Here is an 11,699-nt window from a genome sequence, read left to right as displayed (position 1 = left end):
GTGAGCCGGTGGAGGGCACGCCTTTTGGCCGCTACCGCCTGATCGAATTGCTTGGCCGCGGCGGGATGGGTGAGGTATGGCGCGCTCACGACACCACCATCGACCGAGTGGTGGCGATCAAGATGCTGCTTCCCCACTACGCCCAGGATCCCGACTTCGACAAGCGATTCCGTCGCGAGGCCCGCGCCGCAGCCCGCCTCGACGACCCACATGTCGTGCCGATCTACGACGTCGGGGAGGTCGACGGCCGCCTCTACGTCGCCATGCGGCTGATCAACGGCACCGATCTGCAAACGGTTCTCACCGCCGGGCCGCTCGAACCCGCCCGCGCTGTCCACATCGTCGATCAGATCGCGTCGGCGCTGAACAGCGCGCACCGGGCCGGGCTGGTGCACCGCGACGTGAAACCCTCCAACATCCTGTTGGCCGCGAACGACTTCGCCTACCTGATCGACTTCGGCATCGCCCGCAGCACCGGCGACACCGCGCTCACCTCGGCCAACACCACGATCGGCACCTGGGCCTACATGGCCCCGGAACGTTTCCGCAGCGGCGAAATCCAACCCAGCTCCGACGTTTACGCGCTGGCGTGCGTGCTCTACGAGTGCCTGACCGGTCACCCGCCCTACCCGGGCGACACCCTCGAACAAGTCGCCGTCGGACACATGGTCACCCCACCGCCGCGCGCTTCGGAAGACAACGCGACCGTGCCGGCGGCGTTGGATCAAGTGATCGCCACGGGGCTGGCCAAACAACCCGCCCACCGCTACCGCTACCCCACCGCCGTCGACATGGCCGCCGCCGCCCGCCGTGCTGTCGATGACACTGCGCCCGCCGTATGGTCGGACGCCGCCCAGACTCAGCCGTGGCTACCCAATCAAGCTGTCCCCCAAGTCGATCCGGCCTATGCGGGGCCAGCGGTACCGTGGCCGTCTGCCCCGCAGCCCGATACCGCCGAACCGCCGGTGCGACAACCCGCTCGTCGCCGCGGCATCGTGATCGGGGCGGTGGCTGCCGTGACATTGCTCGTCGTTGGCGGCGTCATCGCGGCGGCGAACCTCTCCGACGACGACCAGCCCGCTGCCGCCGCCCCTTCGAACACCCCGACATCCGTAGCCGCAGCGCCCAATACCGGCCCGTTCACCGGCACCTACCGCGCCGACTTCGGACCGATCAGCACGCTCGGCGGCGTCGCAGACCCGGGCGGCACGTCGTCGAAGGCGACCTATGGGTTCCGGTCGGTGTGCCGGCCGACGGGTTGCGTGGCCACCGGGTCGCGGCGCAGCGGCGATCCGTCGTTCGCGCCGACGGTGGAATTCGACGAGGTGAACGGGATCTGGCTGTCAGTGTCGCTGGCCTCACAGGAGTGCCGGGAGAACCCGCGGGCCGAAAGTTGGCAGGTGTTCAAGCTGCAACCGCAGCCCGACGGCACCCTCACCGGCGAATTCACCGCAACCGCGGGCAACTCCTGCTCGGCGAAGCACACCGTCACGTTCACCCGCACAGGCGATGTCGACGTCGAGAGTCTGCCCGACCCGGCCAACCTGCCTCCCCGGGTGGTGTCACCCGCCGAGGCCCTCTTCGGCCGCTACCACCAGGCGCGCACCTTCACCAACGGGCAGAAGCAGGAGACGGACTTCGTCGTCAACACCGACTGCCTGCGCGCAGGCGACCGGTGCATGAGCTTCTTCTACGAATCCTCGGGAGCCGTCGAACCTCTGGTGTTCGCCGACGGCGCGTGGTCGTTGGCCACTGACTTCGAATCGACCTGTCCGGGCCGAGGCTCGATGCGGGTGAAGAAGACCGGGCAGTATCCCCTGCCCCAACCGCCGCAGAACCCGATCACGCTTCTCACCGGCCACGGCAACCAGGAGCAGTCGCAGCCCTGCCCGGTCACCATCGTGTTCGACGAAACATTCACGCGCACCGGCGATTAGCACCTGGGCGCACACGAAACGGGCATTCACGCCCACACACCGGGCAGTTGACCTTATCGTGAGCCGGTGGAGGGCACGCCTTTTGGCCGCTACCAGCTGCTGGAGTTGCTGGGCCGCGGCGGGATGGGCGAAGTCTGGCGCGCCAACGACACTGAGATCGGCCGCATCGTCGCGATAAAGATGCTGCTCGGCCACTATGCGAAGGATCCCGACTTCGAGAAGCGCTTCCTGCGCGAAGCCCGCGCCGCGGGACGCCTGGACGACCCGCACATCGTGCCGATCTACGACGTCGGTGAGATCGACGGCCGCCTCTACGTGACCATGCGTCTGATCAACGGCACCGATCTGCAGACGCTGCTCGACGCGGGACCGTTGGACCCCGCGCGGGCGGTGCACATCGTCGAACAGATCGCCTCGGCCTTGAACTGCGCCCACCAAACCGGGCTGGTGCACCGCGACGTCAAACCGTCGAACATCCTGCTGGCCGACAACGATTTCGCCTACCTCATCGACTTCGGCATCGCACGAAGCGCTTCGGACACCGCTCTGACGTCGGCGAACACCACCATCGGCACCTGGGCCTACATGGCGCCTGAACGTTTCCGCAGTGGCGAGAGCGAACCGGCCTCGGACGTCTACGCCTTGGCGTGCGTGCTCTATCAATGTCTGACCGGACATCCGCCCTACCCGGGCGACACCCTGGAACAAGTCGCTGTCGGACACATGGTCGCGCCACCGCCGCGGCCGTCGGAAGACCACAGCACCGTGCCGACGGCTCTGGACCGTGTCGTCGAGATCGGGTTGGCCAAGCAACCCGCCGACCGTTATACCACCACCATCGACATGGCCGCCGCGGCTCAACAAGCGCTGCACACAGACCCGTTCGGTGCCGGCCAGCCTACGCAGCCTGCGCCGACGGCACCGCCGTCCACCGGGAAACCGGGCCGGCGCCGAGGGGTGCTTATCGGCGCCCTTGTCGCCGTCGCGGTACTGGTCGCAGGCGGCATCATCGCGGCCGTGAACATGTCCGGCAACGACAAGTCGACGGCTGCGACACCCACCGCCGCACCGAACACGCCAACCCGCACACCGAACACCGGCCCCTTCACCGGCATCTACCGCGTCGATTTCGGCCGCGCGACGCGGTTGGACGGGGTCGGTGATCCGAACGCGGCGCCGTCGACCGGCACCTACGGGTTGCGCTCGGTGTGCCGCCCGGCAGGCTGCGTCGCAACCGCCTCAAAGTTCAAAGGTGACGTCGCATTCGCACCGACGATGGTGTTCGATCAGGTCGGGCCAAGCTGGCTGGCGGTTGCCCTGGCGCCCAGCCCATGCAAGAACACCACCGTCGACACGTGGCAGGTGTTCACCCTGCAGCCGCAACCCGACGGCTCACTCGCCGGTGAGTTCATCCGGCTCACCCCGAACCAGTGCCAAGAGAAGCGAGCCGTAACCTTCACCCGCACAGGCGATGTCGACGTCGACGCCGACTTCAAGGGCCTTCCGGATCCCGACAAGCTGCCGCCCCGCGTGGTATCGCCCGCCGAAGCGTTGCGCGGCCGGTACCGCATCGCGCGCACGTACTCGGGCATGGGTACCCAACAGCTCGGCGACTCTTCGGTCACCACCTACTGTCTACGCGCAGGCGACCGGTGCATGAGCTACTTCTCCGTCGCCGCAGGAGATCTGCCGCTGATCTTCGAGGGCGGGAATTGGACCTGGAAGGACGAGACGGACGGCCCGTGCCCGAACGGCGACATGTCGCACCTGAGCGCCAATGCGGTGTTCCCGCTGCCGCAGCCACCGCAGAATCCGATCGCGGAATTGCGCGGGCAGGGCACGTGGGTGCAGACGGGATCGTGCGCCGTCAACCTCGACATCAGCGAAACCTTCACGCGCACAGGCGATTGAAGGTTACGGCGGGAACACCTTCTTGATGGTTCCGTCGGGGTTGACCTGCATGTAGCCGGTGCCGGGAGATGCCGAGTGGATCGCCAGTTCGAGGACCCCGCCTTCGGCGCCCGAGACGATCAGGTAGGTCTGGCTGCCGTCAGGGGCACCGAGAGTCTGCGGCGCGCCTGCCAACAGTCCCGCAACCGCATCCGCGTTGAATGCGCTGAGGTCGGCGAGTACATCGAACGACGATGTCGTGGTGTCCGTTCCCCAACTGCTCCACTGGCCGCCCCGGTACATGAAGTCCTGTTCGACGTGGCTGTTGGTCGGCGAAACACGCTCGAGCACAGCATATTCCGGATAGATCACCAACTGGAATCCCATGGTGTCACCGAAGTGGCTGCGCATGGTGTCGAGCAGTCCCTTCAACCCGTCCGCGGTCTGCAGCTGTGACGGTCCGCTCGGTGCGGACTGAGTCGAGGCCGGCGCGGACGTCGGTGCGGTCGAGTTCGTGCTCGGCGGCGAAGGTTTCGTGCTCGGGGCCGACGGCAGCCCCTGTTGGGTCGGCTGGGCCCGCGTTGTCGGCCGATCGGACGAACTCCCGTCCGGCCAGAGGATGACGGCGACGACCGCGATGACGACGACGGCCGCGACGGTGAGGCCGCCGAGAATCCAGACCGCCGGATTCTGCCACCATGCGGACGACGACTGGGGCTGCTGCGGGCTGCCGGGTGGTGACCACGTCGGAGGCGGTCCGGGTGCGCCGTACTGGGTGGGCGCGACACTGGCAGCGTGTGTGCGCGGCCCGGTGTCGGGATACGGGACCGACGCAGGCCAGCCCGGCGCCTGCGGTGCGACGACGGCCGCGGGCGGACTCGGCGATACGGATCCGGCCAGCGCGGCCCGGGCGGCAACCGCCAGGTCTTTCGTCGTCGCGTAGCGCTGGTCGGGGTCCTTGGCCATCCCGATCGCGATGACCTGGTCCATCTGCGGCGGGATCCCGGGTTGCATGGTCGAGGGCCGCGGCGGCGGCATCGTGAGGTGGTTGGTGATCTGACGCTCGAGGCTGTCGCCGGGGAACGGTTGGGACCCGGTCAGACATTCATGCAAGACACACGTCAGCGCATAGATGTCGGCGCGGGCATCGTCGCGGTCGGTGGTAAACCGTTCCGGCGCCATATAAGCCAACGTGCCGATCGTGGCGCCCGTGCTCGTCAGCTTGGTCGCGTCGGCGGCGCGGGCGATACCGAAGTCGATGAGATAGGCGAAATCGTCCTCGGTCACCAGAATGTTCGACGGTTTGACATCACGGTGCACCAACCCGATTCGGTGCGCTGCGCCGAGGGCCGCGGCGATCTGCTCGACGATCGAGACGGCTCGCGGCGGCGGCAGCGGACCGTTGACGACCAGTTCGTTGATGGTCTTGCCGTCGATGAGCCGCATCGTGACGTAGAGCCGGCCGTCGATCTCACCGAAGTCGTGGATCGGCACGATATGCGGTTCGTCCAGGCTGGCCGCGGCCTGTGCTTCGCGGCGGAACCTGGCCTGGTACTGCGCATCGTCGGCGAGGTTGGACGGCAGCACTTTCAGGGCAACCACCCGGTTCATGGCGGTGTCGTAGGCCTTCCAGACCTCGCCCATACCGCCGCGGCCCAGCATCTCCACCAACCGATACCGGCCGAACGGGGTCCCATCCACCGGCTAACCATAAAAGGCAGTGGCCTTAACTGGCAGCAGATCCGTGGTGCACCGAAATTCCCAGCAGACTGACAGCTTGGCCCCTCGCCGCTGCTGACAGGCCGGCCGGATGGCGTTGACGCTGTGAGCGCGGTTCGTTTTCTGACTGGTTCCTGGTAGCGTTTCTACGGCGCTATATCAATCTTGTTGATATACAGCCACACTCGCCGCCGCGCGCGAATGCCGGAGATCGAGCGAGAAACGCAGCCTGGGTAGCGGATTTCGAAAGGTGATTCAGTGAGCCCTCGTTCCGTCGGGAGAACCGTGCTGGCGCGAGTCTGGCTACCGTCGGTGGCCGTCGTCGCCGTCTTGGTGGGTGCGCTGTGCATGTGGAAGGTGCATCAGGCGTCTGCCCCTGGGCCTGTGCTGGCGGTCAACGGCCCGCAGGCGCCAGAAGAGTTCGTGCCCAAACAACTGACCTACGAACTGGACGGCGACCTCGGCGACACAGGGATGCTCTCCTACGTCGACATCGACGGACATCCGCACAAGGTCGACCTCGCGTCGCTGCCGTGGTCGCATACCGAAACCACCACGCTCACCGTCGTCTCCGGCAGCATTTCGGCGCAGGTGCACGGAGGTGAGGTGCACTGCCGGATGCTGGTGAATGGTGTTGTCCGCGACGAACAGTCGGCGACGCGTCAGGACGCCGACGTCACCTGCCGAGTGAAATCGGCGTGAGCGAACACCGCGCCGGTCGACCTGTCTTCGCACGCACGGTTCGACTTCTCGCCATTCCCATCATCGTCTTCTGGGGCCTGGTCGCCGTCTCGACGAACACCTTCATCCCGAAGGTGGAAGACGTGGCCGCCGAACTCGCGGGCCCGATGATTCCGACCTACGCGCCGTCACAGGTGGCGATGCTGCACATCGGCGAGAAGTTCCAGGAGTCCACCTCGACCAGCCTGACCATGGTCGTGTTGGAAGCCGACAGGCCGTTGGACGAGAAGGACCACCAGTACTACGACGACCTGATGCGGCGGTTGAAGAACGACACGCAGCATGTGCAGTACGTAATGGACTTGTGGGGCAAGCCGATAACCGCTGCGGGCGCGCAGAGCGTCGACGGCAAGGCCACCTACGTGCTGCTGCGCCTGGCCGGGGATATCGGGCAGATCGAGGCGAACAGGTCTGTCGACGCCGTCCGGCACATCATCGCGAACGACACACCGCCGCCGGGGCTGAAGGTCTATGTCAGCGGCGCGGCACCGTTGGCGTCGGACACGCTGTCGATCGCCAACGCCAGCCTGAACAACATCACGATCGTCACGATTTTTCTGATCACATTCATGCTGCTGCTCGTCTACCGCTCGGTGAGCACGCTGCTGGTGCCGCTGGCCAGCGTGCTGTTCGAGATGCTGATCGCCAAGGGCGTGGTCGCGACGTTGGGGCATTTCGGCGTCATCCCGCTCTCGTCGTTCGCTATCAACATGGTCGTCTCACTGACGCTGGGCGCAGGCACCGATTACGGCATCTTCCTGCTGGGCCGCTACCACGAAGCCCGGCAGGCCGGCGAGACTCGAGAAGAGGCGTACTACACCGCCTTTCGGGGCGTCTCCCCGATCATCATCGGGTCGGGTCTGACCATCGCGGGCGCCGGTTTCTGCCTGAGTTTCGCGCGACTCGACTACTTCCACACGATGGGCCCTGCGGTCGCGATCGGGATGCTGCTGACCATCTCGGCGGCGCTGACGTTGGGGCCCGCCATCCTGACGGTGGGGAGCATCTTCGGGCTCTTCGACCCGAAACGCGCGGCGAGGGGGCACCTGTACCGCCGGATCGCGGCCAGCGTGGTGCGCTGGCCGGTGCCGATACTGGTGGCCAGTTGCACCGTCGTCCTGCTCGGGGCCATCTTCGTGCCGTCGTATCAGGTGAACTACGACGACCGTCAGTATCAGCCGACGAACGGCCTTGCCAATCAAGGCTTTCAAGCGTCGGACCGGCACTTCCCGCCGAGCAAGCTGTTCAGCGAGATGCTGATGGTCGAGTCGGATCACGACATGCGCAACTCGGCGGATTTCATCTCCCTCGACCGGGTGGCCAAGGCCCTCATCCGAGTACCGGGTGTCGCCATGGTGCAGAGCATCACCAGGCCCCTTGGCCGACCACTCGACCGCGCCACCATCCCCTACCTGTTCACCACGCAGGGCAGCGGAAGCGGTCAACAACTGCCGTTCAACCAAGAGCAGAACGCCGACACCGACGAGCAGGCGCAGATCCAGGCGCACACCATCGAGGTGCTCGGCCAAACCATCGACCTGACCCAGAAACTGTCGGACGACCTGCACGCCACGGTGCTGACCGCGGAGAACCTGCAACAGGTCACCGACATGATCAACGACGACATCTCGAATCTCGACGACTTCATTCGGCCGCTGAAAAACTATTTCTATTGGGAGCCACACTGTTTCGACATCCCGATATGTTGGGCGTTCCGGTCGCTGTTCGACGGACTCGACGGCATCGACGCCCTTGACGTCGAGATCGCCCACACCGTCACCGATCTTCAGGCCGTCGACGCGCTGCTGCCCCAGTTGACCACGCAACTGAAGATCATGCGAGACGATACGCAGGCGCTGCAAGCCGTCATCGTCAACTCGTACGGGCCGGCGCACCTGCAGTCCACGCAGACCGACCAGACCTACGACGACCTGATCAACGTCGGCAACGATTTCGACAAGTCCCGCAGCGACGACTTCTTCTACATGCCGCGAGAGGCGTTCGACAACGACGACGTCAAAACCGGTATGCAACTGCTGATGTCGCCGGACGGCAAGGCGGCCCGCTTCATCGTCACCCACGAGGGCAACGCGATGGGCCCCGAGGGCATCGAACACGTCGACGCCTTTCCGCAAGCCATCCAGATCGCGCTGAAAGAGACGTCGTTGGCGGGCGCGCGGATCTACATCGGGGGCGCGGGCTCCAACAACAAAGACATCAAGCAGTACGCCGCGTCGGATCTGCTCATCGTGGCGATCGCCGCGTTCATCCTGATCTTCCTGATCATGCTGTTCATCACCCGAAGCCTGATCGCCGCGCTGGTCATTCCCGGCACGGTGGCGTTCTCGTTCGCCGGCGCCTTCGGTCTGTCGATTCTGGTGTGGCAGCACCTGGTCGGACTGCACCTGCACTGGCTGGTGCTGCCGATCACGTTCATCATCCTGGTGGCGGTCGGTTCGGACTACAACCTGCTGTTGATCGCGCGGGTGAAAGAAGAATTGGGTGCAGGCATCCACACCGGACTCATCCGCGCGCTGGGAAGCACTGGCGGCGTGGTGACGTCGGCGGGCCTGGTGTTCGCCTTCACCATGCTGGCGATGCTGACCAGCGATCTGCGGACCATCGGTCAGGTCGGCACCACCGTGTGCATCGGCCTGCTCCTCGACACGCTGATCGTGCGTTCGTTCATCGTGCCGTGCATCCTGCGGATCCTGGGGCCGTGGTTCTGGTGGCCGACGCTGGTGCGGTCTCGCCCGCTCCGACAGTCATCGAAAGTCGGAGTGCAGCAATGACTCTCGGCTTGTGGGCGGTGTTGACGATGGTCTCGCTGGCGGCTGTGGTGTTTTTCGCGGCCATTGCGTCCGTGTTCGTGATGCGACTGGTCCGCCGACCGACGCTTCCGATCAGTGAGCAGGTCGGGGGCGTGCCCGCGGTGCTGCGCAAGGTACGCAAGGGTGAACCGTTGACCGAGCAGGAGTTGGTCGTTGCGCGGCAGGCGGTTTCGGATCGCGGATCGTGGATGGCGCTGTGCATTCCCGCGACGATATTCAGCATCGGCTGCTTCTACGTCTTCGGCAGCCTGGAGTACCTGCACGGCGCCACCCCGTCCGAACGCACGTTTCTGGGCGTGATCCCGATGTTCACGTCGACGAACTTGGCGATCCGGATGCTGCGCAGCGCCAGCTTGAGACGGCGCCTGAAGCGCTAGGAGCTCGGGTCGACGAAAGTGGGCCGCTCCCCTGACATTCCGGCGACGACGGCCGCGATCTGGTTGGGCTTGCCGATCAGCGCGGTCTGCAACTGGCTTTCCAGTGCCAGCGCCGCCGCGGCGTCATCGCTGACCCATGTCTGGTCGTACAGGCGCTTGGCCGCGCGGACCGCGTCCGGGGACTTCTGCGAGATCTCCTGCGCCAGTGTCAGTGCGGCGGCCAACGGATCGTCGGCGGTCCTGGTGACCAGCCCGAGGTCGGAACCCTCGCTGCCGGAGACGATGCGGCCGGTGAACGTCAACTCCTTGGCGACGTCGATCGGGACCAGCCGCGGCAGTGTCTGCGTGATGCCCATGTCCGGCACCAGTCCCCACTTGACCTCCATGACGGACAGCTTGGCGTCCGGCGCCGCGATCCGGATGTCGGCGCCCAGCGCGATCTGCAGACCGCCGCCGAAGCAGTTGCCGTGGATCGCGGCGATCACCGGCGCCGGCACCAGCGACCAGTCGTAGGCCACGCGTTGCGCGAGGTTGGCTACCCGACCCTCGTCGCGGCTCAACAGGACGCCGGTGCCCCCTTCACCGGACATGAAACTCGCGACGTCCAGGCCGGAGCAGAAGCTCTTGCCCTCACCGTGCAGCACGACCGCGCGCACGGACGCATCGCCCGCCACCTGCTCAGCGGCGGCCACCAACCCTTCGAACATCGCCCGGTCGAGCGCGTTGTGCTTGTCCGAACGCACCATGGTCACCGTCGCGACGCCGTCGGACCCGATCTGCACACGCACTCTGTCTTCGCTCACGCGTGGCAATCTACCGCTCCGCCCAGGCGGTGCTCCGCGAGTCGCAGCACCGTCGTCCGACGACGTGCCTATCCTCAGCGCATGACCGAGCCCGAGGACGTCGTGGTCATTCACACCGACGGCGGCTGCAGACCCAACCCAGGGCCCGGCGGCTGGGGCGCGGTGCTGCGCCACCGGCACCACGTGCGCGAGATGTTCGGCGGCGAGTCCGACACGACGAGCAACAACCGGATGGAACTGACCGCGCCGATCATGGCGCTGGAGGCGCTGACCCGGCCGGTGTCGGTGCACCTCTACACGGACAGCACGTATGTCCGCAACGGCATCACCAAGTGGGTACGCGGCTGGGAGCGCAGCGGCTGGCAGACCGCCGCCAAACAACCGGTGAAGAACGTCGACCTGTGGCAGCGGCTGCAAGCGGCCTGCGCGCTGCATCGCGTCGAGTGGTTCTGGGTCAAGGGTCACGCGGGGGTCGCGGACAACGAACTCGCCGACAGGCTGGCGTCACGGGGTATGCAGGAAGCGATCGCCCTGTTGGCGACCAAGTGATCAGTGGATTCTGGCGCTGCCGCCGAGGCCGATCTCCAGCACGCTGCCGGTGATCACGCCGGGATCCGTGACGAGGTACATCAGTCCGCGGCTGACATCCTCGGGTTCGATCCATGGCGCAGGGATCGGGTTTCCCTTCATCATCCGGCGGACCAGATCGTCGGGAACGTCGTCGCCGCCCACTGGCTGCACCATCGGGGTGTGCACCGTGGTCGGGCAGATGACGTTGACCGTGATGCCCTCCTTGGCGACCTCCAGGGCCACCGACTTGGCGAGCCCGATGACGCCCCACTTCGTGGCGTTGTAGGCCGCCAGTTCCGGAATGCCCATCCGGCCACCCATCGACGACGTGACGACGATGCGGCCGAACCGCTGCCGTCGCATCACCGGGATCGCGGCGCGCAGCGTGTGGAAGGCGCCCGTCAGGTTGGTGTCCACCAGCTGGCGCCAGATCACGTCGGTGACCTCTTCCAGCGGCCCGGTGCTGACGATCCCGGCGTTGGCCACCACGATGTCGAGACTGCCGAACCGGTTCACCGTCTCCTCGACGGCTGCGGCGACCGCGGCGGGGTCGCGCACATCGGCCGCCAGTGGAAGACAAACGCCGCCAAGCCCTTCCACTTGCTTGGCGGTGTCACGAAGATCGTCCTCGGTGCCGAGCGGATACGTCAGATCAGTCATCGGGGCTGGCGCGTCGGCGATGACGACGTCGGCGCCCTCGGCGGCCAGCGCCAACGCATGTGCGCGGCCCTGCCCCCTGGCCCCTCCGGTGACGAACGCGACCCGACCATCCAGCGCACCCATGGATGATCACCCTAATCCAGGGCGCAGAGCGCACAGCCCATTGCGTTC

9 protein-coding genes are annotated in these 11,699 nt (G+C 66.2%); 6 read left to right on the top strand and 3 right to left on the bottom strand.

The annotated features are described in order from the left end of the window. Window positions 1-8: 8 nt before the first annotated feature. Complete coding sequence (locus tag C1A30_RS14675; RefSeq protein WP_101948984.1) at window positions 9-1,937, top strand: serine/threonine-protein kinase; 1,929 nt, start codon at window positions 9-11, stop codon at window positions 1,935-1,937. A 66-nt stretch (window positions 1,938-2,003) separates the two neighbouring features. Further along, complete coding sequence (locus tag C1A30_RS14670) at window positions 2,004-3,848, top strand: serine/threonine-protein kinase (RefSeq protein ID WP_235009907.1); 1,845 nt, start codon at window positions 2,004-2,006, stop codon at window positions 3,846-3,848. Window positions 3,849-3,851: 3 nt separating this feature from the next. Here the strand turns inward: C1A30_RS14670 and C1A30_RS14665 are convergent, their stop codons facing one another. Beyond that, complete coding sequence (locus tag C1A30_RS14665) at window positions 3,852-5,528, bottom strand: serine/threonine-protein kinase (RefSeq protein WP_101948983.1); 1,677 nt, start codon at window positions 5,526-5,528, stop codon at window positions 3,852-3,854. Window positions 5,529-5,804: 276 nt separating this feature from the next. On the opposite strand from C1A30_RS14665, the gene C1A30_RS14660 reads away from it, so the two are divergent. Genes C1A30_RS14660 through C1A30_RS14650 form a run of 3 tightly spaced genes read left to right on the top strand, consistent with a single transcriptional unit; the run spans window position 5,805 to window position 9,495 of the window. Then, on the top strand, window positions 5,805-6,248 hold the full coding sequence (locus C1A30_RS14660) for an MmpS family transport accessory protein (protein WP_101948982.1): 444 nt from the start codon (window positions 5,805-5,807) through the stop codon (window positions 6,246-6,248). Continuing rightward, the gene (locus tag C1A30_RS14655) at window positions 6,245-9,079 is read left to right on the top strand and encodes an RND family transporter (RefSeq protein ID WP_200828266.1); all 2,835 of its coding nucleotides are present in this window, start codon (window positions 6,245-6,247) and stop codon (window positions 9,077-9,079) included. Before C1A30_RS14660 ends, C1A30_RS14655 begins: the two co-directional genes overlap by 4 nt. Continuing rightward, a complete protein-coding gene (locus C1A30_RS14650) occupies window positions 9,076-9,495 on the top strand; it encodes a hypothetical protein (protein ID WP_101948980.1) in 420 nt (139 codons plus the stop codon). The genes C1A30_RS14655 and C1A30_RS14650 overlap by 4 nt, the downstream gene beginning before the upstream one ends. Here C1A30_RS14650 and C1A30_RS14645 read toward each other — a convergent pair. Beyond that, window positions 9,492-10,298: a crotonase/enoyl-CoA hydratase family protein gene (locus tag C1A30_RS14645; RefSeq protein WP_101948979.1), complete on the bottom strand. Its 807-nt coding sequence runs from the start codon at window positions 10,296-10,298 to the stop codon at window positions 9,492-9,494. The two genes, C1A30_RS14650 and C1A30_RS14645, sit on opposite strands and share 4 nt — an antisense overlap. An 81-nt stretch (window positions 10,299-10,379) precedes the next feature. Between C1A30_RS14645 and rnhA the strand changes: the two genes are divergently transcribed. Beyond that, window positions 10,380-10,847, top strand: coding sequence for a ribonuclease HI (gene rnhA / locus C1A30_RS14640; RefSeq protein ID WP_101948978.1), 468 nt, complete (start codon window positions 10,380-10,382; stop codon window positions 10,845-10,847). On the opposite strand, the gene C1A30_RS14635 is transcribed toward rnhA, so the two are convergent. Beyond that, entirely contained in the window at window positions 10,848-11,651 is an 804-nt protein-coding gene (locus tag C1A30_RS14635) for a mycofactocin-coupled SDR family oxidoreductase (protein WP_101948977.1), read from the bottom strand. It lies immediately after the preceding gene. Between the last annotated feature and the right edge of the window lie 48 nt (window positions 11,652-11,699).

This window comes from Mycobacterium sp. 3519A (assembly GCF_900240945.1).
Classification (GTDB): domain Bacteria; phylum Actinomycetota; class Actinomycetes; order Mycobacteriales; family Mycobacteriaceae; genus Mycobacterium.
This window is presented reverse-complemented; position numbering and strand designations above follow the sequence as displayed.

Coding starts and splice junctions, on each gene's coding strand:
- C1A30_RS14635 (WP_101948977.1), bottom strand. CDS start 11,651: ATGGGTGCGCTGGATGGTCGGGTCGCGTTCGTCACCGGAGGGGCCAGG.
- rnhA (WP_101948978.1), top strand. CDS start 10,380: ATGACCGAGCCCGAGGACGTCGTGGTCATTCACACCGACGGCGGCTGC.
- C1A30_RS14650 (WP_101948980.1), top strand. CDS start 9,076: ATGACTCTCGGCTTGTGGGCGGTGTTGACGATGGTCTCGCTGGCGGCT.